This is a genomic window from Bradyrhizobium ingae (assembly GCF_055791185.1).
In genome coordinates, this window is record NZ_JBVUBB010000045.1 from 17,119 (window position 1) to 40,262 (window position 23,144).

Consider the following 23,144-nt stretch of genomic DNA (forward strand, 5'->3'; position numbering starts at 1 on the left):
GATCGCTGAACACGTTAGTGGCTTTGTCCCAGATGGATCACGAGGTCCTGCCCATGCGCGGAGAGGAGATATAAAGTCCGGTTCGATGCTCGCGTCGCTTGAAGGACATCGGAAAATCTAGCTCATCCTTCGCCCCTCCCCCACTCTCGTCTATACGAGGAAATTTCATGTCTAGGATTAGCGAAGACACAACCGTGCAAGCAGCGAGTGATGCGACGCAGTTTTATCGATCTGATTTAGGCAAATCAGTGATGACCGCCGCCGGACGTAACCTTCGATCTCTCTTCGAACCTCACGGAGTTGTCGTGGTGGGAGCTACGCCAAAGCCTAGCATCGCGAAAAGTATCCTCAACAATATTGTGGAGTCCGGTTTCGATGGAAATATCGCAGCCATAAACCCGAACTACAGTAGAGTTGACGGTGTGGACTGCTACAGGAGCATCTCAGACGTCCCATTCCAGGTAGATCTGGCCATACTATGCGTTCGGGCTGAGAACATTTTGCCAGTTCTGGATGAATGCAAGCGAAAGTTGGTAGGCGCCGCACAGATCATCTCGAGCGGCTTCGCAGAACTTGATTCAGACGAAGGCCGCGCAAGGCAAGAGCGAATCCGGGGCTGGGCAGAAAACTCGACGACAACAGTCGTTGGCCCCAATACCATCGGAGTTATCAATCTGCACCGACCGATCATCGCCGTCTGGGAAAGCAGGATACCGAAGATAGTTGCGGGATCTGTCAGTGGCGTCTTCCAGAGCGGGCAGATGGTTGCAACGATGCATCCGTTAATTGTCAGGGGCGTGGGCATCAGCAAAATCGCGACGACGGGCAACGAAGTCAGCATCACGACCGCTGATGTAATAAAGTTTCTCGCCCACGATCCACAAACAGAGGTCATCCTTAGTTATTCCGAGGGAATCAGGGATCCCGGACGCTTCGCGGTCGCCTGCAAGGAAGCCCGGGAAAAGGGCAAGCCGATCATCATGTTGCGGGTCGGCGCTCATCAGGAGGTACGAAATGCCGTCAATCGACATACGGCAACGCAAGCTGCGAACAGCTATGAAAACGACATGCGGCTCCTGGAAGAATTGGGAGTGATCACAGTTTATTCGGTCGAGGACTTGATCGAAACTGTTGTGGCTTTCAGGGCATCCCGCAAACCGCGGGGCAATCGCGTGGCCTTTATAAGCTTTTCAGGTGGTATGGGAAACATCATGGCCGACTTGATTTTGTCGACACCGAGCCTCAAGCTCGCTTCGTTCTCGGACCAATTGCGCAACCGACTGGCCACCGCCCTTCCGAGATTCGCGAACGGATTGAACCCCCTGGATCTGAGTGCCCAAACCTCCTTCGATTCCGAGGTCCTGAGCGGCTGTTTGGAGATACTCGGGCAAAGCGGTGAGTTTGACATTCTTCTCTGGGGCATGGATTTGCCAATGAGCATCGATAACGAATCACCGATCGGCCTCGTTCTTAATGAACTGGTCGCCCGATATCCCGAAATTGTTCCTATCCCAGTCTCGCAAATCAGTGGGGTCTCTCGGAATCAGAAAGCTGATGGCAGCCCGCCCATGTATGCGGGCCGACCTATCCTGCAAGGCACAGGGGTCTCGGTTCGAGCACTGGGCAAAGTGATCAAGTGGCATGCCTCGACCTAGGTCTGCGTTTTCGTGGTTCGAATCATATCAGGCAGCCTGGGCGAACTTGTAGGACCACGTGTCGATGACGGGGTAGCGATTGACGTCGTCGATGCCGGCCATTATGCGCTCGTTAAGTTCGTGTTTTGAGGTCACCCGGATGTGACGCAGGACGGAGCGGACGAATTTGGAGAAGGAGCCCTCGATGAGGTTGAGCCAGGAACCGTGCTTGGGCGTGAAGGTAAATTCGAAGCGGCCTACGGGTCGTGTGTCGAGCCAGGCTTTGGTTTCTCGCGACATGTGTTTCTCGCGACATGTGTGCGGAATGATTGTCGAGGATCAGCTTGATCGCCGTGCTACGGGCTTCGTCGACCGGCTTGCGCTGCGGTCAGCTTCATAGATTTCAGCGAATCACGTCCTGCAGGACGGTATTCCGACGTTCTTGGCGAGGGAAACCGGATCGAACTCGTCCGGATGTAGAAAGAAGTCCGCGATTGCCCAAGCGCTGGCCATCCGAATAAACGATAGTGCGAAGCAGCACTTGTTATCCTTCGGGCAAATCGTCCAACCAACAGGCAGTCTCGACGTACGGCCGGGAGAAGATCTTTCCGATCTTTTCGGGAGCCTTGTTTTGATGATATCGCATATACACGCGGCCATCGTCTGCCAAATCCAGGATCTCGATCTTTCCTGTGGAATGGGACATAATGTATTTGAATGTTTTGTGAATACCGCTGAGACGTTGATTGACCCCGCGCGCGATCTCTAGTCCGCGGCGCAATGAAACCTGAAAGTGCGACGCGCCTTTCACTGGCCTGCCCTGAAAAAGATAATAAGGGCGCACCCCGATTTGGTGACATTTGGCGAACGTCGCCGCCAAAATCTCAGGATCATCGTTGACTTTCGAGAGGAGCACGGACTGATTAAGGAACTGCACGTCATGCGCTCGCAGAGAACGAATTCTCAGCTCCGCATCCGCCGAGATCTCACCGATGTGATCGAAATGTGTGACGATTGTTGCTGCCTTGCCTGCTTGATTGATTCTTTGGAACATAGCCGGTAGAGCTGAATCCTCAAACCGCTTGGGCTCATAGGCGACCATTTTGGTGCCGAATCGAATGGAATCCAAATGTGCGATCGGCAAAAAATGATCAAGAATCTCATTGAGCCTCGCCGTGCTGAGCACGAACGGATCGCCTCCAGATAGCAGCACATTCGTCATCTCAGGATGCTGGCGAATATAATCTGCGATCTGAGCGAAATCCGGCGCAATTTCATCAGACGTCTTACCCACCATGCGCTTTCGAAAGCAGTAGCGGCAATACGAAGCGCAACGGTCTGTTACCAGCAATAACCCCGTCTGGGCATACTTGTGCTGGAGACCTGGCACGACCGTGTTGGCGTGCTCGCCGCTCGTATCTAAGCTACCAGGACTCTCGAACTCCTCGACTGACGGCTCCACAATGTGTCTAAGCTGCTCATAATAACCACTGTTGGTGATCTGTTCGCGATAGAATCTTGTGACTTGATGACGAGTGATGTTATTGGACCGCAGTTCACCCTCAGTAACGACGCGCGTCCCTTCAATAAATTCCATGACCTGTCTTCTAAGATGCAGCGAATTAGCTACGCTTGTCATTGCTGCACCTCGTTCCATCTTATGAGCCGACGTTCCGCCCGCACGGCGAGCTACTTACCAATAGTACAGCATCAATAGTGTACGGAAACCTACCTACTCTAGTGAGGAATATCGGACTAATATTTGAGAGAGCGGTGTAGGACGGCCGCACGTCGAGGTGATCACTGGGAAGCGCCGACGGCGACGGTGGACGGGCGAGGAGGCCCGGATCGTGGCGGAGAGCTTTGAGGCGGGTGCGAACATCTCCGAGGTGGCGCGGCGCAATGACGTTTCCCGCGGGCTGCTCACGGTGTGGCGACGCCAAGTTGCGGCGGCGGTGGCCGGCAAGGCGCCGAACTTCGTGCCGATTCAAATTGGCGCCGGAAGCGGTGGCGAGACAGCTGGCGAGTCCGAGCGTGCTTCGTCGGCAAAGGCTTTGGAGATCGCCGCGCCCTCGGCCAAGGTCTGCGGGGTGATCGAGATCGAAGTGAGCGGAGTGCGCATCCGCGTCGAGCCGGGCGTGGAGTTGGCGACGCTGTCGACGGTGCTGGCGGCGCTCCGGGTTGCCGGTGATTGCGTTACGGTCCGACTTCAAGGTTGTGTTAGCGACACAGCCGATCGATTTCCGCAAGTCGGTGCACACGCTGTCGGCGCTGGTGAGCGAAGCGTTGCGTTCGAACCCGTATTGCGGTGACGTCTTCGTGTTCCGCAGCAAGCGCATGGACAGAGTGAAGCTTCTGGCGTGGGACGGCAGCGGCATGGTGCTGGTGACGAAGTGGTTGCACGAGGGACGCTTCACCTGGCCGCCGATCCGCGACGGCGTGCTACATCTGAGTGCGACGCAGCTCGCGATGCTGCTCGATGGCCTCGAGTGGACGCGTGTCTCACCCAAGCCTGTGAGGCAACCGGCCGTTGTCGGCTGAGAGGCGGGGATTTCGCTGGAGCCTGTGGCGCGCGGATGTATCGTCTGGTCATGGCGATTCGCCCCGATGCTCTCCCGACCAATCCGTCAGCTCTGACCGAGATGGTGCTCGCGCTTGACGCAGAGATCGAGAAGCTGCGTGTGGCGATGCAGACGCTCAAGGAGATGATCTTCGGGAAGCGCTCGGAGCGACTTGCGGTGCTCGTGGACGAGCAACTCGCGCTTGAGCTGGGCGATCTCGAGACCGACGCCATGTTGCCTGTGCAGGTCAACGACGATGCGCCTGCGGCGAAGCCGCCCGGCAAGGTGCGCAAGAAGGCGCGCCGCAACATCGGCGCACTCCCAAAGCACCTGCCGCGCTGCGAGCAGGTGCTGGAGCCGGAGGCGACGGCGTGCCCGTGCTGCCAGGGTCAGCTCCACAAGATCGGCGAGAACGTCAGCGAGGTGCTGGACATCATCCCGGCGATCCTGCGGGTGCTGCGCACGATCTGTCCCAAATATGGCTGCCGCAGCTGCACCGAAGGTGCAAATTCTGGCCGGCCAGGGTGTTCCATCTCGACCGGGCGACGCTGGCCGGCTGGGTGAAGCGTGCGGCCTGGTGGCTCAGGAGCCTCTATGAGCTTCAGCTGCGCACGATCCAGGCCTCGCCGCGCGTGTTCTGCGATGAGACGCCAATGCCGGTGCTCGATCCTGGACGACATCGACCCCGCATCTGCCAGTTCTGGGCACATGCCATGGATGACCGGCCATGGGGCCGCCCCTCGCCGCCGGCGGTTGCCAGATCGCCGGACAGCTGAAGGGCTTTTCCGGCATTCTGCAGGTGGATGGTTATGCTGCCTACAAGGCGCTTGCCCGCGGCATGGCGGCGCGATCCAGCTGGCTTTCTGTCTCGCCCATGCCCGACGCAAATTCGTCGAGGTCTACAAGACGATGCAGTCGCCATTCGCGCGTGAGGTGATCGAACGCCTGCAGGCAGTCTATACGATCGAGGCGGAGATCCGCGGCAGCAGTGCCGAGCAGCGACTTGCCGCCTGCTGGCGGCGCTCAAGGCGCAACTGACCGAGATGGTCGACCAGCTCTTCTCGCAGTCGAAGCTGGCGGAGGCGATCAACTATGCGCTCAATCACTGGGACGGGTTGACGCTGTTTCTCAGCGGCAGCCGCGTCGAGGTCGACAGCAATACAGTCGAGCGTTCCATGCACCCGATTGCCATGGGAAGACGCTGAGCTCCAGCTCGCTCATCGTTCCCTTCATCCCCAAGAGCAATCGATCGTTGATCGACCGAGAATCATAGACGCCATCTTCATCGACAATGAGCGTGCCAACCAAGCCGCAAAACTCCAACAACGTGTGCCAGTCTCGACCGTTTCGAGCGAGGCGGGAAGCCTCGATCGAAAACACCGCGCCGACACGGCCCTCGCAGATTAACGCCAACAACCGCTCAAATCCACGTCTTGCAACGCCGCCACCAGACTTGCCGAGGTCATCATCAATAACCTCGACTTCGCTCCAACCGAGAGCACGGGCGCGAGCCTCAAGGCCGGGCGATCCTGGCGTCGATCGTGAACACGGCAAAACTCCACGAGCTCGATCCGCAGGCCTACCTGGCCGACGTGCTGGAACGCATCGTCTCCGGGCGAACCAAGAGCCATCAGCTCCACGAGCTGCTGGCCTGGAACTGGAAGGCGGCGCGCCAGCGCATCGCACAGGCTGCAGCATGAGCCCACGTCACCCTAAAGCTTCATCGTCGATGGCAGCCGCCGCGATGCCGCTTGTGGAGCTCGAGCGATGGATCCAGGCTCGCGTCGATCAGCATCCTGCCGCCACCAGTCTCCCCATGCTCGACGGCTACGTCGCCGCGGTCGTGGCCGGACCGGTGTCGATGAGCCCGCTCGACCGGATCTGCCCACTGCTCGCCATTGATGCCGATGCTTTCAACCACGGCGGCACCCCGGAGTTCGCCGCGATCTCCGCCGTTGCGCTGCGTCAGAACGAGATAGCCAGATCCTTTCCACCACGCCTAACCAGTTCGCCCCGATGCACCGGCGTCAACCCAATGGCGACGTCGATCCGCGACCATGGTGTCAGGGATTCTACGCCGCGATGCGGCTCAGGCTGTGGGCGTGGGCGCCATTGCTGGACGCCAGCAACGTCAATCACCGTCTGCTTCTGCCTATTCTGCTGCACTGTCGCGACGATCAGGGCGGTCCGCTGCTCGGACCGCCACGGACCGGCCGCCAGACCCGAGACTTTCTGCGCAACGCCCACCTCGATATTCCAACGGCCGTCGAAGCCTTTGCGCCAACACTGGATGCCGATCCGCTACGCGCGCCCGCTAATCACCACAGACGTGGGACCTCATGCCGGTTACGGTTCTCCGACGCGTTGCCCGCAAGTCATTCACCAACACAGATGGTGTGCAATATGGGTCGGCAACGTGCGCTAGGGGCGAGTTGAGGATGCAAGAGCCATATCAGATCTGCCAGACGCTGATCCCCCTTTTTGCAACTCGATTGAGGATCTTCTCAAACACGGCCATTTTCCGTGTCCAAGCGTACCATTCGATCCTGTTAAAATGGGTCGGTGATCACCCTTCTGATCGGGTTTCTTTCTATTTTCTCAGCATCTGGCGCTTTGGCGTGGATGATCGTCAAAGACGATCCGAATGGTTGATGCTGTTGACAAGGCTAATGCACGATAATTCAAAGCCGTTGGGCGACATCGGTTCTAGTTCAAAATAAGAAGCTTTCGACGCGGCCAGCATGATTAGTGTTACCGACCGTCATTAGAGGAGAAGCGGTAGGCGACCTGGGAATTTCTCCTTATCGGTTGACCACACGACCGGACTCTAATTATCCAATACTCAGTGGTCCCGTCATGAAGGCTAGCCAGGGGCCTAAACTCATGATCACAAGACCACGCACGCGGTCTGATCGAAAAACATTGTTATGCGCTGTGGTTCGTGGCGCGTGGCGCGACCACACAACCAACGCACTTTTGATTACACTACCGGCTTTGAGTACCATTTCCGCTGCTCTGAGAAGGTCGGTTTATTCCTCGCTCACCGCACTTGAACGGATGCATCGCCCCAAAACTCCGAGTCTCTAACCGCCCGGATGAAACACAGTAGCAGGTCACGGAGTGAGAAGTCGGTCTCAGAGCCGGCTCTCCCAGGTAGGCGGCGATAAACGACCTGCTTGATGTAGCTCGGAGCAGTAGTCGCCCGGCAAATGTGTTTGGCGCATGCAACCTTCGTGGAGACTCACCCGAGAGCGAGGCACAGCTCTTAAAATCTGCCTGATCGCGCTTGATCAAGCGCCTCGGAATAAGGGTGGCGGGGCGGATCGGCTATATTCACGCGTGTTCGCTCCGTAAGCAAGCTTGCAAATGCCGATCTCCTTACGACGCCTCGGTAGTGAGTGAAAACCGGATCACCAACTCAAAATAAGCCTCGATGTTTTCGAACGCGCTATCTCGAAATAAAAAAGCCGACTACATGGTCCAGGATACGCGATCTACCTGCCGCCTGTGCTAGTCTTCCGCCTTGTCACAAGTTCAGATGCAGGCCCGCGTCCATCCGCACGCATTCGCCGGTCATGTTGCTCGATGCTGGGCTTGCGAGGAAGCAGACGAGCTGTGCGATGTCCTCGGCACTCGAGGCGACCTTGAGCGGCACGCGCGCCAACACGGCTTCGCGCACCTGCCGGGCGTCGGCCTCGCCACGTCCCTTGACAAACCAGCGCGTATCTATATAGCCAGGACAAACGGAATTTAGGCGTATAGACGGTGCTAGTGCCCGGGCCAATGACAGCGTCACAGAATTCAGCGCGGCCTTGCTGGCCGCGTAGGCGATCGATGAGCCGTTACCGTTGATGCCCGCGATCGAGGAGACGTTCACCACCGCGGCCGGCCGTCCGCTTACTTTCGCGCCGACCTCGAGGAGCGAGCGCGCAGCACGGATCATCTGGTACGGCCCGATGGTATTGACGGCATAGATGCGCTGAAAATCCTCGGCCGAGAGGCCATGCAGATCGTGATGCGGCACATGTCTCGTGATGCCGGCATTGTTGACGAGCACGTCGAGCCGTCCCCAGGGCGCGGCAGCCGCGACGATCTTTCTGCAATCCTCATCCCCAGAGACGTCCCCTTGTACTACGACGACCTCGGAAGCGCCGGCTAAACGGCAAGTCTCGGCCGTTGCCTCGGCTTGCTTTTGGCTGTTGGAATAGTTGACCACCACTCTCGCCCCGCGTTTGGCCAAAAGGCCCGCCGTGGCCGCTCCTAGACCCGTTGCTGAGCCCGTCACGATCGCGCACAGTTCATTCTTCGACATCGTCCCTCTCTTTCTCGCATTCAAGCGTCACTTACGGCCGGCAGACATATCGCGCGGCGAACTGGGCGCAAGCGCGCCCACAATTCAACGTGCAGATCTCTGGCTGCAGTTCCTCCACATGCACCAGTCGCTCCATCGCACCCATCATATCGTTTCCTCAGGTCCAACGGCAGAGGACTCCGCCCCGGCCAGTTCAATGTCGCCGCCTATTGTCGTAATTAGGTTGAGCACTGGATTCACATCGAACGCCCGAATGCGGCCTACGACTTCACGAAACAGCACCGGATCGCGCGAGCCCCGCCCGGTCTCGGGATTCTGCACATAAATGTGTACAACCGCCGCCACCGCGCGCGTCGCCTCGTCGCCTCAATGGCCGAGTTTGCGATCTGCTCCGGCGTGACCGGTCCATGTGGGCTACGATCTACCAAACTCCCGCTCCCCGTGATAGCGCAGCTGACGAACAACTCAGAGATCATTCTCATGTCTCATTTCACTCAAGGCTGCACGTATGCTGGGCCAGCTTGGTGAAAGCTGCATCCAATGATGTTCATCAATTTTGGAAGCCAAAATAGTATCAGCGCATTGGCTAGACCGATCGACCTGCGTTTCATCTGAATTTCCGGCGATAGGGTCGCTTCGAACGGCTTAGTGCGGCAGTCCTCATCCTAGCAATCGTCATACCACTTGCGGAATCGCACGCGCGGCTTGCCTACGAGAGAAAAACACGCCCCTTTGCAGTCACGTCTTCTCTCGGCCCGGCGGGTCGTCAGATTTACGACATCCCCGCAGGCAACGAACCACGGCTTGAATGACAAAGGGAGGCTCATGTAACCGGTTGTCTTCCATGCCACATCGAAAACTGCCTGACGATGATCTGAAGTGGCAACCTTACGGCAACATGCTGGAGGTTGGTGTATTCTCCTTCACGATCGCCCTCTCTCCGGAGCGAGACCGAGTACTCAACTTAGAGTCATTCCGAAGTCTCGCACTGAATCGAGCGGGGTGCGCCACGCGCGGCCCAACGTTCCTGTCGAGTGGCAGGGCCGACGATGACATCGGAGTTGCGAGGACGCGAGACAATCGGTGCGGCGAGGGGCTCGATGAGTTTTAGCGTCGACGAGCGACAGACCGGTGTCGTGCGCCGAGCCTACGAGCTTTACACCGAAAACAACGCAGCATCGGTACTATCACGCGCCTACTCAATGAGCGCCGATTCCGGCAGCCAAAGAAACTGGCTGCTGGGAGCGCTCGACGGTTTGGCCGATGCTGCGCAATCCCACGTATAAAGAACGGCTTGCCTTGGCAAGACGCGGATCGCGCCGCGCATGCGTGTGACGCGGCCTTTGCGATTGCGCGGCGGGACCGCGCCTCGCAACAACGCCAATCATGAGCTTCCTCGCACTGAGTGGATCAAAATCCCTGTGCCGACCATCATCAGCGAAGAGACTTTCGCACTGCGAACGAACTCTTGGAAGCCAACAAGAAGCATGCCGCGCGACGCACGATCGTGCCGAGCGCCTTAGCGCGTGACGGCTCCCTTCACTCGAGAGGGTCCGGTGATCCAGCGAGGTCGGTACCCGCTCGGGATGTTGCCTCACCAGATCGGCTAGCCATTGTCGTTTTGCGGACAGGTTTGCGGGACACAGCATTCCCTCCCGTGTTTCTAGTCAATGGGCAGCCCAGTTCCCGCCTTCCTCGATGCCGCTACGACTTCCCGCGCGCATCTCCGTCAACTTACCTTCTCGCCTCGGGATTCCGCGTGCTTTGGTGTTTCGTGTTCGCATACGCGCTGCAGATGCTCGCCAAAGTCGAGGCGTCGGGCCTGGAGCGTTGTTGAGGCCAGTGCTCCGCGCCGGCTTTCCATATGGACCAGATGGATCTCTCAGGTTTCCTCGTGACCCGCCCCGTACCTCAGCCCTGCTCTGAGACCCGGGCCGAACGGGTGAACCTCACCATTGCGGCTGTCCCGACGCAGCCCCCGGACCCGACACGGCGAAGCTCAGCAATCACATGACTTCGAGGCTGCCGCAGGGCTTAGGTACCTGCTCTCTGCGCTTCACGAGCGACGTTGCCGCCCCTCATGCAAGACTCGCTTCCGGCTGGCGGACTCCGCCTATGCCTGGACAGCGCCGAACCCTCTAGGTCAAAGGTTTCACATCACATTCATCCTACTTTCCAAGACTTGTCTTGACGCAAGTTGGGCACATGCCCGGCGGCCGTTCTTTCCCATGGCCGATCTTGAGAATGTGTGCCGCAAGTCCGCTGGCAAAGAGAAATCCCGCTCTCTCCGATCGCCGACGAAGTGGATCGATGCGCTCTTCGCGATCGAGCGCTCCATCAACGGCAAGAACGCCGAGGAACGCGTTCGGGTGCGGCAGACGCTGCGCCGGCCCTCTGGTCGATGACCTTTAGGTCTACATGCGAGAGCAGCTCGCCAAGCTCTCCGGGGGACATGACCTGGCGCGTTAACTTCCTGAAGCGCTGAGCGAGCTTCAGCCTGTTCCTGGTGTGTTGCCTCTCCAACAATGCCGCCGAAGGGAGGCTAAGAAGCATCGCTCTGCCGAACATGGTAGTTCTGCGGATCCGATCGCGGAAGACGGCGCGTCTGCAACCATGTACAGCCTGATCGCCACGGCGTAGTGCCGCGCGCGGCATAAGGCCGTTTATGCCAACTGCCGAACTATGCCGAATGGTTTTGGGAAGAATCGTCGTTTGCGCGTACTTGCGGCTGGTCGAGCGGTCGTCGTCCCGCTTCCATTTGGCATAGTCTGGCGTCTTACAGCGCCTCAAGGAAGGCGAGCAAGCGGTCACTTGGCTTGAAGCGGGTTCGCTTGCGGTGCTCGTACGGCTTGAGCTTTGCGAGGGCTGCTTCCTTGAGTGCGAGATGGGCATGCAGGTAGGTCTGCGTTGTTTCGATCGACTCATGACCGAGCCACAGCGAAATTACCGGCAATCGACGCCGGCTTGCAGCAGCTCCATCGCAGCGCTGTGCCTGAGCACGTGCGGCGACACCCGCTTGGACGCCAATGACGGACATCTCTCGCTGGCGATACGCACATGCTTGGCGAGAAGCGACTGAACGCTGTCGGCGCTAAGCCGTCCACCGTGCATATTGGGAAACAACGCGTTTTGCGCCATGGCGGGCAGGTTCTTTGAGCCATAGCTGGAGGGCGCCCAAGCGCGTGCGCGGTTAGCGGCGTGCATCGTTCCTTTCGACCTTTTCCGACGCACCGCACATGCGCGCCGGTGCCGAGGTGGACGGCACCCCTGTCGAGGTTGATCAGCTCGGACAGGCGCAAGCCGGTCTGGGCCGCGAGCAGCAACAAGGCATAATCGCGACGTCCGAGCCACATCGAGCGATCTGGGGTAGCGAGAATCGCTTCGATCTCGGGCCGCGTCAGGAAATGCACCTGACGCTTGTCGTGACGCTTGCTTGGCATCGCCAAGACGCGCTGGATCTAGGCGCTGTGAGCCGGCTCCTCGAAAGACACGAACCGGAAGAAGGAGCGAATGGCCGTCAGGCGCAAGTTGCGCGTCTTGACGCTGGCGCCCCGCTTCGTCTCAAGATCAGCAAGGAACGCGCTGACAAAGGGCGCATCGAGATCGTCGAGGGTCAGGGCCGACGGCGGTTTGCGGAGCTGCGCCTGTGCAAACGTGAACAGAAGCCGGAACGTGTCTCGGTAGGATGCGATCGTGTTGGCGCTGACATTGCGCTGGCGTATCAGCCGCACGGTGAAGTAACGCTCGATGAGCGCGGCGAGGCCGCTAGCCGGCTTCATGGCTTGGCCTCCCAGCGCCGGTCGAGACGACGGGCGGCCTCTTCCATCAGTTCCGGACAGGCCGAGAGATACCAATAGGTATCGCGTACGCAGGCGTGACCGAGGTAGGTAGAAAGCGCCGGAAGTTGCTGCTCGACATCGATCCCCTCGCGATACCAGCCGAGAAGCGTGCGGATGGCGAAACGATGCCGGAAATCGTGAACGCGCGGCCCGCTATGGTCGCCGGGGCGCCGTAGGCCGGTCTCGCGCGACAAGCGCCAGAAAACACGATGAACATACTGGTGCAGCAATCGGCCGCCGCGCTCGGCCACGAAGAAGTGCGCACCGCAGCGCGACCTGAGGTGAGCATCCCGCCGTTTGGCGTAGCTGCGGAGAGCCGATCGGGTCGTCGGATGCAACGGCACGAGGCGCGATTTGCCGAACTTGCTCTCTCGGACTGTGAGCACGCCTCCCTCGAGATCGACATCGGCACGCTCAAGCCCGATCGCCTCGGACAGACGCATGCCCGTCACTGCGATCAGCCCGAACAGATGGTGATAAGTCCAGCGCCGCAGTCCGTTTGCGGGAGGCAAGGCAAGTGCCGCCTTCAATAGCGCCTTGATCTCCGCATCGCTGTAGATATAGGGCTTGGCACGCTTCAGGGGTGGCAAGATGCCGGCGCGTGGCACCTCCGTCTCGGGATCGATGTGCGCGACATGGCGCGCGAAACCCCGCACGTCGGTTAGTCGTAAGACCCAGGATGAGTGCCGATCGGGTGGCAGAGTCGCCCAGGCGACGGCGAGCTTTGTGGTGATGGTCGTGGCCTTGCGCTTCTCCATGAAGGAGACGAACTCGGCGAGTCGCCGGGCCTGATGCTGGTACTTGTATCCAAGCCCTTGGCGCATGCTCAGATACTGCTCGAGTGCGGATCGCAGACGGGTCGTTGCACGCCTCCCGGCCACGGCAGGCTCAATGCGCGAAGTCTCTGGATATCCACTTTCGCATAGATGCGCGTGGTGTCATGGCTCTCGTGTCGCAGCAATTGGCCGATCTCTGACAAGGTCGCGCCAGATCGGAGAAGCTCGGTGGCAAGGCTGTGTCGGAAGATATGAGCCCCGTGGTGGGCGTAGCCACGGACGCCGGCGCGCTCCAGAGCGGCCTTGGCGATCATCGTAATCGCGCAACCGGATGCAAAGCCGACGTGAGGCGCCAGCGTGCGCAGAAACAGCCGACGATACGACGATGTCGGGCGGCCGCCACGCAGGTAGGCAACGACAGCCGCGCCGACGTCTGGAGGTAGCGGCATCCGCGCTCGCTGCCGACCCTTGGCGCGAATGAGCATCTCGCCGGATCGCCAGTCGATATCATCCAGCATGAGGGTCGCGACCTCGCTAGCCCGTAAGCCGAGCTTGGCCAGCAGCATCAGGATGGCGTAATCCCGCCGTCCTATCACGGTGGCTCGATCGCAACCATCGAGAACCTTCTGGACCTGCGCGGCGGACAGATAGGTCGGCAGGCTTGCGAGCTTCCATCGCCTGATGGAGGGGACGCCATCCGCCAGGGCGAGCGGGATTAACCCTTTATGATGGAGGTATCGGAGAAATGCACGCAGCGACCAACACATAGCCTTCCCGGATCCCGCGCTCCAATCCCGGGCGTGGCGCGCGATGTAGCGGGTGACGTCCTCTCGGCTGATCTTGCCAAGGTCGCTGGCGCCGGCAGGGCACACCTCGCGCAGGAAGCGGCGAATGATTGGCAGGTGGCGAATGATGGTCCTCGGCGCCAACCCGCGTTCCCTTTGCAGAAACTCGGCGAACTCCCCGAATATCTGGTCTTGCGGCGAGATCGGCCGCAGCGCCGCCGGCGCGATCATGCCCACTTCGCGCAACACCGACAGCAACCGCTTCAGCGCCGCCTAGTCGCCCGGCTGGATGCACTGCTTCCCCGCTCGGTGCTTAAGGTACCGTTCGGCCACGCGCTCATTGAAATCGGCTAGCCTCAAGCCACATCTTTTGATCCAGCTGATGAGGTCGCTGACCAAGTTCAGGCATCGCCACGTACTGTGGCCAGCGAGTTCGTCCCTGACGAGGCGCGCCGCGTAGAGCTCGACGAGCTGTCTGTGGGGTCCACTCTTCAGGCGCCGGAATAGTCGGCTCCTGCCCAAATACTCTTCTGCAATCATATCCTGGCCTCCGCTGTTCAAAGCGGAGGTACAAGACAAACTATGCCGAGCCGATTACACGCCGCTCACCGCGAATCTCGAGGAAAACAAGCTCATTCGGCATAGTTCGGCAGTCGGCATAAACAGCCAAAATGAACGGCGTCGATCCGCAAGCCCGGTTGGCCGACGTCCTCGCCGCATCGGCGCCCACGGCTAGACGAATCGCTGCTCTGGACTTGGACGTCGGCATCAGGGAATCTCTGCTCGAGCGCATGATCACCCACGTCAACGAGGTCCGGCACGTCACTACCATCTCGTAGATCGCGAAGGCGCTCGTTGAGGATGACAATTGGCTGCGCGAAATCGCCATCGAAATGGAGATCTAGATCTATGGCGTGGGACAAGACGGTGTTCAGGCGTTCACCGACTCGGCATCGAAAAACTGATCGAGCTCATCCAGTTCTACGACGCGGTGCTCAGACGCTGATCGCTCACCGGTAACCTATATGGATACCCCGAATCAGCATCTGTCGTGCCTTTCCGTCGCCCGGTGGGCAGTGCATGTGAGAACTTTTGCCGCCGCCCCGAGGACCTGTGTGCGCACGTGAACTGGATCTCCGGCGTCTAGCTCCGGGGGGCATTTCGGAGCCGGAGAGAACGGCCGCGCAGATCTCGCTCCCAGCGTGCAAGCGTTTCGCCGGCGCCATAGTTCTGTGAGCGCAATCCCTGCAGCACGGCCACGAGGCAGTCGTCGCGCTTCTGCTCCAGCTCTGGACCTGTCGAGTTCTCGCCTCGTGCGTCGGTTTGCTTGACGAGTTTATCAACAAACGCATCAGTTAGTTCGGGCACGTCGGTGAGCTTCGACCACGGCCACTTCAGTCCGGGCCCCCATTTCTCTAGGAACTGACGCATGCCAGTCCCACCCCCGCCAACGCGGAAAGGTCCTATGACCGCCCGGCGCAGCCCGAACGAATATCTGATCGCATCATCGACCTCTTGCACGGTGGCAATGTCGTCGTGCACCAGCCAAAGCGCCTCGCGCCACATGGCCTCCTGCAATCGGTTGGCGATGAAACCGTCCATCTCTTTGCGCACCACGATAGGATGCATTCCCACCGCCCGATAGATCTCCGCCGCCCGCGCCAGCGACTCGGTCGCCGCGCCTTGACTGGCGCATAGTTCAACCAGTGGCAGAAGGTATACTGGGTTGAATGGATGCGCAACGAGCAGGCGATCGCGATGCTGCATCTGCGCCTGCAGCAAGGATGGCCGCAAGCCCGATGTCGAGGAGCAGATCAGGGTCTCAGGCGCCGTCTCCCGATCGGCAGCCGCGAGCAACTCCTGCTTGAGCTCCAGACGCTCCGGCGCCGACTCCTGCACAAGCTCCACGCCACGCACCGCTTCCGCAACCGTCTGCACCGCGGTCAGCGTCCCTTCGGGCGGCAGCGGTAACGGCGTCAGCCGCCGATACGCTCGGCGCGCATTGGCCAGCATCTTCTGCACGCGCTCGACCGCACTCGGCGACGCGCCATACAGCCGGACGTTCACCCCGTTGAGGAGAAACCGAGCAGCCCAGCCGCCCCCGATCACTCCGCCCCCAAGCAATCCAACTGCTCTCGGCATCTTTTGAGACATGAACTTTGAAACCTCACCCATGAGCTCGAAGCGCGAGCTTCTCGCGCACCTCATCCGGGCTCATCAACCGAACCCCGATCCGTTCAAGAATTTGCGCCGCCCGCTCAACGAGTTCGGCGTTGGTCGCCAGTCGCCCACGGGAAAGGTACAGATTGTCTTCCAACCCTACCCGCACATTCGCCCCCACCAGCGGCGCCAAAGCCACGTACGGAAGCTGCATCCGACCGATCGAAAAGGCCGAGTAGATAGCGCGCGGCGGCAGTCGGTGCACCAGCGCCATTAGCGTAGTCGGATCGTCCGGCGCACCGTAGCGAATCCCCATACACAGCTGAATCAGCGGCGGATCCTTGATGAGCCCCGCCTCGATCAGATCGTGGACCATCACCAGATGACCGGCGTCAAACACCTCGAGCTCAGGACGAACGCCGAGATCCTTCACGCGCGCAGCCATCGCACGTAGAGTCCCAGGGGTATTGGCCATGAGGTACTCGTTGCGGGTGGCGAAGTTCATCGATCCACAATCCAAGGTGCAGATCTCTGGCCTCAGCTCCTCCACGTGCACGAGGCGCTCGGTCGCACCTACCATATCGGTGCTCGGGTCCAACGGCAGGGGGGACTCCGGCCCGCCCAGCACAATGTCGCCGCCCATTCCCGCAGTTAGGTTGATCACTGGTTTCACGTCGGACGCCCGAATGCGGCGCACCACTTCACGAAACAGCGCTGGATCACGCGAGCCCCGCCCGGTCTCGGGATTACGCACATGAATGTGCACAACAGCGGCCCCAGCACGCGTCGCCTCAATGGCCGAGTTTGCGATCTGCTCCGGCGTGACCGGTACATGTGGGCTACGGTCGACCGAACTCCCGCTCCCTGTGATAGCGCAGGTGACGAACAACTCAGAGATCATTCTCATGTCTCCTTTCAGGATGCACGTATGCTGGGCCAGGTTGGCGAAAGCTGTATCCAATGATGTTCATCGTTTTTGAACCCAAATAGTATCAGCGCATTGGCTAGGACGATCGAGCTGCGCTTCATCTGAATCTCCGGCGATAGGGCCGCTGCGAATAGCTTGGTGCGGCAATTCTCATCCAAGCAATCGGCATGCCACTTGCGGAATTGCACGCGCGGCTTGCCTACGAGAGAAAACGCGCGCCCTTAGCAATCACGTCTCTCTCGGCCCGGCGGGTCGTCAGATTTCCGACATCCCGGAGCTAATGAGCCACGAGTGGAATGACAAAATGGAGGCTCATGTTACTAGTTGCCTCCCATAACACTCGAAGACTGCCTGACGATGACCGAAGTGCCGACCTTACGGCGACATGTTGAGTCGATTGCCACTAGCGCAGCTAGCGGCAATAGCTGTAGCGTTCCGAAACAGCGAACAGCTTCGAGAGCACGAATTCGCTGACAAAGTCGGGCGAGTTTCCGTAAGTATCGGCTGTAACCGTCCACATGAAGCCGCTGTGCATGTGGGTTGTGAGGGGGCCAAAAGGGACGATTGTCTTGACAAGTTCGGTGCTGGATCGAAAGAGCGCGACGAATGGCGCGTTGGTGATAGGAGAAGAAGCGTTCGACTCTGGTTGAGCAGGCGTAGATTGGCGTGAAATCAATGTGACAACGCGGATGGGGAGCGGGTGGCGTTTTGGAGGTCCAGTTGGGCCGGCCGTTGGTTTCGATGTGACGCAAAAAGGCGAAGGAACTCTCGGTGGCAATGGCGGGTCTTCGTTGAGCACAATCGAGTACGTCGAGGGCGGCGAACAGGTGATCGTGCCATGACAGTGGTAGTCGTGAGTGACGCTCTTGATGTAGCCGTAGGAAGAGCAATTTGGTCTTCTCATCGATGCAAAGCACCATGGGCCAGGCGTAATTAAGATGGAGCTCAACTACATAGCGCAGCTTCTCGGCAAGTAAGGGAGCCTTCGCCGTCAGCCCATGACCGCCAAGCAGATCGGCAAAGAGGCCTGCGTATCGCCGGCTACCGTTAGGCGGGTGTTACAGCGCCTCGGTCTCAACAACCTGAAAGGCTTGGAGCCCGCCGAGGCGGTGAAGAATCTGGTCCACATACATCACTAGCCCAATCTGGCTTCTGATTTAGCCTCCCTCCGAAGCCGATGCGCTCTTTCCTCCAGTAAGAAGTAGCGGATGGGAAACGCCGTCGGCTGAGTCTGGGTATGCCCTTACAGCGAATGTTCTCGCGCAGCTTGCGGACGTAGCTCGGACTTGAGATTGCAAATTTTTGCGAGTGAGGGCTCGGAAGCTGGCAGGCTGAGGTTGCATTCGAACGGCCGGTTTCACGCGCCGCGCAGATCCTCTCCCAAGAGCAGCGTTAGCGCGGATGGAAGCTCTATTCCTTCCACACGCCCGATGTCGAATGCATCGGCAAGGCTAAGGCCTCGGCGCCTTACGAGTTCGGCGCCAAAGCCTCGATCGTCGCTACAAACGCCCGCACCCCAGGCGGCCAGTTTGTGCTGCACGCTAAGTTTTGTGCAGGCTAGGACGCTGCCGGCCAACCCTTATGATGGACAACGTCCTGAAAGCTAACATCTAGTTACCCTATTGGATTTGGTAGCAGCCCGAGCAGATATCCAGTGATTTAGTTCGCTTGAATAGGGACCGATCGAGCCGCCCGTAGGTTGTACAGGCTTGCAAGTTTGGCCACCAAGCGTCGCGGTCGATGGCGTACAGCCGAGCTGCCGGCTCCACATCTTCGGTAGAGCGAATGGAGAATGAGATGGAACAGCGGAGCGCTTCTTCGGATGCTGCTCATCCGACTGAACGTTTTCGGACCACCGATACGTATCTCGATGAAACCCATATGGGACGCGTCACTGCTCGGCGCAATGGTTCGCTTGGCACCCGTCGGCAGGTAGTTGACTTCGTGCGATCGCCTACGCTTTCTGCGTCCGAAATCGATCGCCGTTTTTTGCTGTGCGGCAGGCGACCGGTGTCGTCGCGCACTCGATCAAGCTGGGCTTCGCCGGCAGAAATTCGCCGACACACCCCCGACAACGAAGTTGCGGGCTGCAACGCCCGCCGTTCAGTGGCCGATCTGCCCGTTGTGCCTGACATCGCTTGGCTCGGCATCAACCGGTACCTGACGATCGAGCAGGTCAAGGCGCGGCCCAAGCGCGGTGACGGCGACACCTCGTGCTATCAGCCGGTTTCCCTCAAACCGCAGACCATGCACGCGATGGCCTTGGGTAGCTTCGAACTCAACATGCTGCTGCTCGATTCCGCGTTCGGACCCCTACTTGAGCACCGACCGTTGCCGAACGGTCGTGCGTTCCTACCTGCGCTCAACACCGAGAAGGTGCAGGCTGCAATCGTGTTCTCGTTGTCCGAGGAAGACATGCCGGTGGTGTACTCAACGGACCTGATGGCGCGGTCCGTCCAGGACACGTACAGGCGCCACCGGGGTCGTGATGGGACCACGACGCAGATTCCCGCGGATCACACGCACTTCGGAACCAGCAGATCATCGAAGTCACGGAAGGGCCCGGCACTGATACCCAGTCGCCGCACAACCATTCACCATAAAGATATCCATCCACAGGAGCTAAGATAATGCTTGATTTTTCACTCACCGACGAACAGCAGATGATCCGGAGCTCCGTCCGCGCGTTCATCGACAAAGAAATCATTCCCCTCGAGACGCAAGTTCTCCGCAACGAGCTCGAGGGCCGTCCCGACCTCGAACCGGGCCAGCTGCGAGACCTACAGCTGAAAGCGAAGAGCGTAGGCTTTTGGGGCTTCACCACACCGAAAGAGCACGGCGGAGCCGGACTGGGAGCGATCATGAACTCGCTCATCTGTATCGAAAGCGGACGCACCTTCGTCCCGTTCAAATTCGGCGGGCACGCCGATAACATCCTATTCTCCGGCACGGAGAGCCAGAAGCGGGAATATCTCATCCCGACGATCGCAGGCGAACGGGTCAGCTGCTTCGCGGTCACCGAGCCTGGCGCCGGCTCGGACGCCGCCGCAATTCGCACCCGTGCTGTGCGCGACGGCGACGACTGGATCATCAACGGCGAGAAGACCTTGATCTCCGGCGGAAACGAGGCCGACTTCGCGATAGTGTTTGCCGTCACCGATCCGAACAAGGGTGCTTCGGGCGGCATCACCTGCTTCCTCGTCGACCGTAAGATGGGATGGCGCTCTCGACCCATCCCGACAATGGTGGGGGAATGGAGCCCGGCATCGCTCGTTTTCGAGGATGTCCGGGTCCCGAGTTGCAACATTCTCGGCGAACAGGGGTGGGGCTTCAGGCTGGCGATGGAATGGATTGGCGCCGCTCGCTACGAGACCCCCTCGGCGGCAGTGGGCGCGTCGGAGCGCCTGCTCGAGATAGCGATCGAATACTCAAAGAACCGAGTATCCATGGGCTACCCCATCGCGGAATACCAAGCCATCCAGTGGCAGATCGCTGATTCACATGTCGAAATCGAGGCTGCAAAGTACCTGACCCTCCTCGCCGCATGGCGAGCAGAGAGCGGACATGACGCGAGGCACACATCGTCCATCGCGAAACTAACCGGTTCGATCACGGCTAACAAGGTCGTTGATCGTGTCATGCAGATCCACGGCGGGGTGGGCTACACCAAGGAGCTGCCGATCGAGCGGTGGTACCGTAAATTGCGATCATACCGCATCTACGACGGCACTGACGAGATCCAGAAACGCACGATCGCGCGAAACCTTTTCAAGGGTCACGCCAAGCTCGGCGTGATCGGCGCCTAGGGTGCTTAGTCTCGACCCACGCGCAAATCTGTAGAGCTGCGAAATTGTTAAGACAACCTGAGAGCGGCTCGCCAAGCGCGACGGGATCACCTAGATGTCGCTGGAGTAAGCAGCGCGAAATGGTCGCTGATCTGTCGCGAGGCCCCAAGGAATACAAGTCGATCACCGTTAAAGAAGGGGATATAGAGGCGATCGTCTCGCTTTCGCGGCACACGCTGCTTCCGCTCAACGGCTTACGAACACATCTCCCAAACGCTGGACTTCCCAGTCAGAACGATTCAAGCTCAACCCGCTTCAGAATTTGCCCGGGACTAGACGTCTGCCATGCAGGCAGCGATGCAGGGATGATCGTGTCGGATGGCTGGCTGCAACGCATAGAGGCAATCGTCGAGTGGCAGCAGCGCATGTCGCCGGAAAACGCCAATGATCGCCCTATGGAAAGCACTGTCAACTTGGTTTCCTTCGGGCCTGTCGAACAATCGGCGACGGTCTAGCTCTGCTTTCCAATTCGCGACAGTCTTTTGGTTAATCCCCTAAACTAATGCTTGGCGAGCCACTCTCCGGCTCTCTTGACTATTTGTATTGCTCACTGGATTGCCTCCATCGGAGGTGGCACGGCCATGTAAAGCTTGTCGCATAGTCCTTCGAATCGAGCGCCGCGCCTGCGCAGGAGCTCAAGTGCAAGGGCGCGACACTGACACTGCTACGACAGGAACACCGCAAGACGGCTATATCTGTACCTAATTGAGCGAGAAGTTTGCCGCGTGCTGGACGAAACGATTGACGAAGGCAACCCTCGACGTGCTCGCCCTTACGGCAATAGCGTCGGAGAGGTTAATTCCGGCTTCGCACATGTGCAAGCGTATCGATTCGATCTTGCATGGAAAAATGATCTTACCGTCGAACTTCAGCTAGGATCGACCTCGTGGAATCTACGCGGCCGCGACCACATCGGCCGCTTCATCAGGCGGCTGGCTTTGAAGCGGATCGCAATGCGCGCCTTCGCGAACAGTAGCCGCAATCTTCCGGGCAGGGGGCTAGCCGCAAGGCTGAGCAGGCTTGCAGTTTCGATGCGGATTGGATCGAATTTTTCGGGATGAACGCTCTGCGTCGGCGCGGCGGAGCTGGCGAGTGACGTACAGTCTGCGCTTCAGTCAACTGCCAACGTTAGTAATTGAAGTGATCGCAGGAGCATGCCACGGATTGGCTGGCAAGCGTGAGAAAGTTTGCTGCTAAGCGGGCGCAAAGGAACATATCTGTGACTGCAATTTTCGCGAATGGCAGGTTGCCGGACGCTCTCTTTTCCAGGCTGGCTTTACCCCTCATTATCGCGCCCATGGCCGACGTCTCAGGGGTTGAGCTTGTCACTACCGTCTGCCGGTCAGGAGCGATTGGCGCGTTTCCTACAACGAACGCCCGATCCGTGGAGGAACTCGATCATTGGCTAGTCCGGATTGAGCATGATCTCGCAAGCCTGTATCACCCTGTCGCGCCGCACTGCCCAACGCTCATGATCCGTCACGGACGGTTCAAGGATGATCTTGCCTGTCTTGTGCGTCATAAAGTGGAGATTGTCATTACCAGCGTGGGATCGCCGGCTGCAGCTGTCGATGCCTTACACGAAATCGGTTGTCTCGTGTTTGCCGACATCGCTTCGTTGCACCACGCGGAAAAAGCCCTCGAAGCGGGTGCGGACGGCTTGATTTTGCTCGCCGCCGGTGCGGGAGGCCATACTGGGTGGGCCAATCCGTTTGCTTTTGTTCGATCGGTCCGCGCCATGTTTGATGGTCCAATTGTACTCGCGGGCGGCATCACAGACGGCATCTCAATCGCCGCAGCGCGCATTCTTGGATGCGAGCTCGCTTGTATGGGCACGCGCTTCATTGCCACCTGGGAAAGCATGGCAAGTGACACCTATCGTAAGATGTTGGTCGATAGCACGCTTGATGACATTGTCTTGACCAGTGCTTTTTGGGGACTACGTGCAAACGTGCTGCGGAAGTCAATCGTGGCGGCCGGTCTCGACCCCTCAAAACTTGAGGATTCGATTTCCGAGGCGCGCACAAATCAGAAAGGTGCCAGTAAGAATTCTAGCGAAGGGCCGCCGCGCTGGACGAATATCTGGTGTGCTGGTCACTCAGTTTCAGGCGTACGCTCTATCATCAGCGCTGCCGAGCTTTTGAGGGAACTCGCTGAACAATATGAGGCGGCGTTAGCGAACGCCGTTTGCACACGTAGGTGACCAGGACCACCGCATAAAGGCTAGCGAAATCCGTCGGGAGCCGAGTGAACCCGCCGATCTCGTTTAGCAGACAGAAACAAAATTCTCCGGACCAACAATAT

The 23,144-nt window shown here is 59.2% G+C and carries 22 protein-coding genes and 8 pseudogenes; 15 read left to right on the forward strand and 15 right to left on the reverse strand.

The window, feature by feature from the left end:
• The first annotated feature begins 167 nt into the window (after positions 1–167).
• The gene (locus ACV1FX_RS36755; protein WP_473122414.1) at positions 168–1,655 is read left to right on the forward strand and encodes a CoA-binding protein; all 1,488 of its coding nucleotides are present in this window, start codon (positions 168–170) and stop codon (positions 1,653–1,655) included.
• Between the two features lie 27 nt (positions 1,656–1,682).
• Here ACV1FX_RS36755 and ACV1FX_RS36760 read toward each other — a convergent pair.
• Together ACV1FX_RS36760 and ACV1FX_RS36765 are read right to left on the reverse strand one after the other, a co-directional pair.
• Positions 1,683–1,983: pseudogene (locus ACV1FX_RS36760) on the reverse strand (transposase); the annotation flags it as partial.
• Positions 1,984–2,178: 195 nt separating this feature from the next.
• A complete protein-coding gene (locus ACV1FX_RS36765; RefSeq protein ID WP_473122415.1) occupies positions 2,179–3,231 on the reverse strand; it encodes a KamA family radical SAM protein in 1,053 nt (350 codons plus the stop codon).
• Positions 3,232–3,430: 199 nt separating this feature from the next.
• On the opposite strand from ACV1FX_RS36765, the gene tnpA reads away from it, so the two are divergent.
• From tnpA to ACV1FX_RS36790, 5 genes and pseudogenes are all read left to right on the forward strand, one after another.
• Positions 3,431–3,946 carry an IS66-like element accessory protein TnpA gene (gene tnpA / locus ACV1FX_RS36770; RefSeq protein ID WP_473122416.1) on the forward strand — a complete coding sequence of 172 codons (516 nt, stop codon included), beginning with the start codon at positions 3,431–3,433 and terminating at the stop codon, positions 3,944–3,946.
• On the forward strand, positions 3,852–4,175 hold the full coding sequence (gene tnpB / locus ACV1FX_RS36775) for an IS66 family insertion sequence element accessory protein TnpB (RefSeq protein ID WP_473122417.1): 324 nt from the start codon (positions 3,852–3,854) through the stop codon (positions 4,173–4,175). The genes tnpA and tnpB overlap by 95 nt, the downstream gene beginning before the upstream one ends.
• Before the next feature lie 50 nt (positions 4,176–4,225).
• A complete protein-coding gene (locus ACV1FX_RS36780) occupies positions 4,226–4,759 on the forward strand; it encodes a transposase domain-containing protein (protein WP_473122418.1) in 534 nt (177 codons plus the stop codon).
• Positions 4,720–4,971, forward strand: coding sequence for an IS66 family transposase (locus tag ACV1FX_RS36785; protein WP_473122419.1), 252 nt, complete (start codon positions 4,720–4,722; stop codon positions 4,969–4,971). The genes ACV1FX_RS36780 and ACV1FX_RS36785 overlap by 40 nt, the downstream gene beginning before the upstream one ends.
• Positions 4,913–5,400 (forward strand): annotated as a pseudogene (locus ACV1FX_RS36790) (IS66 family transposase). Before ACV1FX_RS36785 ends, ACV1FX_RS36790 begins: the two are co-directional and overlap by 59 nt.
• On the opposite strand, the pseudogene ACV1FX_RS36795 reads toward ACV1FX_RS36790, so the two are convergent.
• A pseudogene (locus ACV1FX_RS36795) lies at positions 5,393–5,716 on the reverse strand (recombinase family protein); the annotation flags it as partial. The pseudogenes ACV1FX_RS36790 and ACV1FX_RS36795 overlap by 8 nt on opposite strands.
• A gap of 2 nt (positions 5,717–5,718) precedes the next feature.
• Between ACV1FX_RS36795 and ACV1FX_RS36800 the strand changes: the two are divergent.
• Positions 5,719–5,895: pseudogene (locus tag ACV1FX_RS36800) on the forward strand (transposase domain-containing protein); the annotation flags it as partial.
• Between the two features lie 20 nt (positions 5,896–5,915).
• Here ACV1FX_RS36800 and ACV1FX_RS36805 read toward each other — a convergent pair.
• From ACV1FX_RS36805 to ACV1FX_RS36820, 4 genes are all read right to left on the reverse strand, one after another.
• Entirely contained in the window at positions 5,916–6,116 is a 201-nt protein-coding gene (locus ACV1FX_RS36805) for a hypothetical protein (protein ID WP_473122420.1), read from the reverse strand.
• A 1,605-nt stretch (positions 6,117–7,721) separates the two neighbouring features.
• Positions 7,722–8,507, reverse strand: a complete 786-nt coding sequence (locus tag ACV1FX_RS36810) for an SDR family NAD(P)-dependent oxidoreductase (RefSeq protein ID WP_473122421.1) — start codon at positions 8,505–8,507, stop codon at positions 7,722–7,724.
• A 144-nt stretch (positions 8,508–8,651) separates the two neighbouring features.
• Positions 8,652–8,852 carry a 3-keto-5-aminohexanoate cleavage protein gene (locus ACV1FX_RS36815; protein ID WP_473122422.1) on the reverse strand — a complete coding sequence of 67 codons (201 nt, stop codon included), beginning with the start codon at positions 8,850–8,852 and terminating at the stop codon, positions 8,652–8,654.
• Positions 8,768–8,989 carry a 3-keto-5-aminohexanoate cleavage protein gene (locus tag ACV1FX_RS36820; protein WP_473122423.1) on the reverse strand — a complete coding sequence of 74 codons (222 nt, stop codon included), beginning with the start codon at positions 8,987–8,989 and terminating at the stop codon, positions 8,768–8,770. Before ACV1FX_RS36820 ends, ACV1FX_RS36815 begins: the two co-directional genes overlap by 85 nt.
• A 618-nt stretch (positions 8,990–9,607) precedes the next feature.
• Between ACV1FX_RS36820 and ACV1FX_RS36825 the strand changes: the two genes are divergently transcribed.
• Both ACV1FX_RS36825 and ACV1FX_RS36830 read left to right on the forward strand, forming a co-directional pair.
• Positions 9,608–9,793 carry a hypothetical protein gene (locus tag ACV1FX_RS36825; protein WP_473122424.1) on the forward strand — a complete coding sequence of 62 codons (186 nt, stop codon included), beginning with the start codon at positions 9,608–9,610 and terminating at the stop codon, positions 9,791–9,793.
• Positions 9,794–10,699: 906 nt separating this feature from the next.
• A pseudogene (locus ACV1FX_RS36830) lies at positions 10,700–11,144 on the forward strand (IS66 family transposase); the annotation flags it as partial.
• Between the two features lie 139 nt (positions 11,145–11,283).
• On the opposite strand, the gene ACV1FX_RS36835 reads toward ACV1FX_RS36830, so the two are convergent.
• The 5 genes and pseudogenes from ACV1FX_RS36835 to ACV1FX_RS36855 form a co-directional block, all read right to left on the reverse strand.
• On the reverse strand, positions 11,284–11,544 hold the full coding sequence (locus ACV1FX_RS36835) for a hypothetical protein (protein ID WP_473122449.1): 261 nt from the start codon (positions 11,542–11,544) through the stop codon (positions 11,284–11,286).
• Positions 11,451–11,947 (reverse strand): annotated as a pseudogene (locus ACV1FX_RS36840) (tyrosine-type recombinase/integrase). The gene ACV1FX_RS36835 and the pseudogene ACV1FX_RS36840 overlap by 94 nt, the downstream one beginning before the upstream one ends.
• Positions 11,948–11,965: 18 nt before the next feature.
• Positions 11,966–12,286 (reverse strand): site-specific integrase, encoded by a 321-nt coding sequence (locus ACV1FX_RS36845; protein ID WP_473122425.1) that lies wholly within the window; start codon positions 12,284–12,286, stop codon positions 11,966–11,968.
• Positions 12,283–13,170, reverse strand: coding sequence for a tyrosine-type recombinase/integrase (locus ACV1FX_RS36850; protein WP_473122426.1), 888 nt, complete (start codon positions 13,168–13,170; stop codon positions 12,283–12,285). The genes ACV1FX_RS36845 and ACV1FX_RS36850 overlap by 4 nt, the downstream gene beginning before the upstream one ends.
• Before the next feature lie 2 nt (positions 13,171–13,172).
• Positions 13,173–14,138 (reverse strand): site-specific integrase, encoded by a 966-nt coding sequence (locus ACV1FX_RS36855; RefSeq protein WP_473122427.1) that lies wholly within the window; start codon positions 14,136–14,138, stop codon positions 13,173–13,175.
• Between the two features lie 440 nt (positions 14,139–14,578).
• Here ACV1FX_RS36855 and ACV1FX_RS36860 point away from each other — a divergent pair, with 440 nt between their 5' ends.
• Positions 14,579–14,746, forward strand: coding sequence for a hypothetical protein (locus tag ACV1FX_RS36860; protein ID WP_473122428.1), 168 nt, complete (start codon positions 14,579–14,581; stop codon positions 14,744–14,746).
• A gap of 304 nt (positions 14,747–15,050) precedes the next feature.
• Here ACV1FX_RS36860 and ACV1FX_RS36865 read toward each other — a convergent pair whose 3' ends face one another.
• Together ACV1FX_RS36865 and ACV1FX_RS36870 are read right to left on the reverse strand one after the other, a co-directional pair.
• The gene (locus ACV1FX_RS36865) at positions 15,051–16,082 is read right to left on the reverse strand and encodes a 3-hydroxyacyl-CoA dehydrogenase NAD-binding domain-containing protein (RefSeq protein WP_473122429.1); all 1,032 of its coding nucleotides are present in this window, start codon (positions 16,080–16,082) and stop codon (positions 15,051–15,053) included.
• A complete protein-coding gene (locus tag ACV1FX_RS36870; RefSeq protein ID WP_473122430.1) occupies positions 16,075–16,968 on the reverse strand; it encodes a beta-keto acid cleavage family enzyme in 894 nt (297 codons plus the stop codon). Before ACV1FX_RS36870 ends, ACV1FX_RS36865 begins: the two co-directional genes overlap by 8 nt.
• A 1,360-nt stretch (positions 16,969–18,328) precedes the next feature.
• Here ACV1FX_RS36870 and ACV1FX_RS36875 point away from each other — a divergent pair.
• From ACV1FX_RS36875 to ACV1FX_RS36885, 3 genes and pseudogenes are all read left to right on the forward strand, one after another.
• Positions 18,329–18,584, forward strand: a pseudogene (locus tag ACV1FX_RS36875) (IS5/IS1182 family transposase); the annotation flags it as partial.
• Between the two features lie 208 nt (positions 18,585–18,792).
• Positions 18,793–19,626, forward strand: a complete 834-nt coding sequence (locus ACV1FX_RS36880; RefSeq protein WP_473122431.1) for a hypothetical protein — start codon at positions 18,793–18,795, stop codon at positions 19,624–19,626.
• Positions 19,626–20,801, forward strand: a complete 1,176-nt coding sequence (locus tag ACV1FX_RS36885) for an acyl-CoA dehydrogenase family protein (protein ID WP_473122432.1) — start codon at positions 19,626–19,628, stop codon at positions 20,799–20,801. Before ACV1FX_RS36880 ends, ACV1FX_RS36885 begins: the two co-directional genes overlap by 1 nt.
• A gap of 333 nt (positions 20,802–21,134) precedes the next feature.
• On the opposite strand, the pseudogene ACV1FX_RS36890 reads toward ACV1FX_RS36885, so the two are convergent.
• A pseudogene (locus ACV1FX_RS36890) lies at positions 21,135–21,439 on the reverse strand (IS481 family transposase); the annotation flags it as partial.
• A gap of 126 nt (positions 21,440–21,565) precedes the next feature.
• Between ACV1FX_RS36890 and ACV1FX_RS36895 the strand changes: the two are divergent.
• Positions 21,566–21,901 (forward strand): hypothetical protein, encoded by a 336-nt coding sequence (locus tag ACV1FX_RS36895; RefSeq protein ID WP_473122433.1) that lies wholly within the window; start codon positions 21,566–21,568, stop codon positions 21,899–21,901.
• Positions 21,902–22,137: 236 nt separating this feature from the next.
• The gene (locus ACV1FX_RS36900) at positions 22,138–23,043 is read left to right on the forward strand and encodes an NAD(P)H-dependent flavin oxidoreductase (RefSeq protein ID WP_473122447.1); all 906 of its coding nucleotides are present in this window, start codon (positions 22,138–22,140) and stop codon (positions 23,041–23,043) included.
• Positions 23,044–23,144: the final 101 nt, after the last annotated feature.

Bases quoted from the DNA above. Each gene is read 5' to 3' on its own strand.
- ACV1FX_RS36755 (WP_473122414.1), top strand. From the start codon at position 168: ATGTCTAGGATTAGCGAAGACACAACCGTGCAAGCAGCGAGTGATGCG.
- ACV1FX_RS36765 (WP_473122415.1), bottom strand. From the start codon at position 3,231: ATGGAATTTATTGAAGGGACGCGCGTCGTTACTGAGGGTGAACTGCGG.
- ACV1FX_RS36780 (WP_473122418.1), top strand. From the start codon at position 4,226: ATGGCGATTCGCCCCGATGCTCTCCCGACCAATCCGTCAGCTCTGACC.
- ACV1FX_RS36810 (WP_473122421.1), bottom strand. From the start codon at position 8,507: ATGTCGAAGAATGAACTGTGCGCGATCGTGACGGGCTCAGCAACGGGT.
- ACV1FX_RS36820 (WP_473122423.1), bottom strand. From the start codon at position 8,989: ATGAGAATGATCTCTGAGTTGTTCGTCAGCTGCGCTATCACGGGGAGC.
- ACV1FX_RS36825 (WP_473122424.1), top strand. From the start codon at position 9,608: ATGAGTTTTAGCGTCGACGAGCGACAGACCGGTGTCGTGCGCCGAGCC.
- ACV1FX_RS36835 (WP_473122449.1), bottom strand. From the start codon at position 11,544: ATGTCCGTCATTGGCGTCCAAGCGGGTGTCGCCGCACGTGCTCAGGCA.
- ACV1FX_RS36845 (WP_473122425.1), bottom strand. From the start codon at position 12,286: ATGAAGCCGGCTAGCGGCCTCGCCGCGCTCATCGAGCGTTACTTCACC.
- ACV1FX_RS36850 (WP_473122426.1), bottom strand. From the start codon at position 13,170: ATGCGCCAAGGGCTTGGATACAAGTACCAGCATCAGGCCCGGCGACTC.
- ACV1FX_RS36855 (WP_473122427.1), bottom strand. From the start codon at position 14,138: ATGATCGCGCCGGCGGCGCTGCGGCCGATCTCGCCGCAAGACCAGATA.
- ACV1FX_RS36860 (WP_473122428.1), top strand. From the start codon at position 14,579: ATGAACGGCGTCGATCCGCAAGCCCGGTTGGCCGACGTCCTCGCCGCA.
- ACV1FX_RS36865 (WP_473122429.1), bottom strand. From the start codon at position 16,082: ATGGGTGAGGTTTCAAAGTTCATGTCTCAAAAGATGCCGAGAGCAGTT.
- ACV1FX_RS36870 (WP_473122430.1), bottom strand. From the start codon at position 16,968: ATGATCTCTGAGTTGTTCGTCACCTGCGCTATCACAGGGAGCGGGAGT.
- ACV1FX_RS36880 (WP_473122431.1), top strand. From the start codon at position 18,793: ATGGAACAGCGGAGCGCTTCTTCGGATGCTGCTCATCCGACTGAACGT.
- ACV1FX_RS36885 (WP_473122432.1), top strand. From the start codon at position 19,626: ATGCTTGATTTTTCACTCACCGACGAACAGCAGATGATCCGGAGCTCC.
- ACV1FX_RS36900 (WP_473122447.1), top strand. From the start codon at position 22,138: ATGGCCGACGTCTCAGGGGTTGAGCTTGTCACTACCGTCTGCCGGTCA.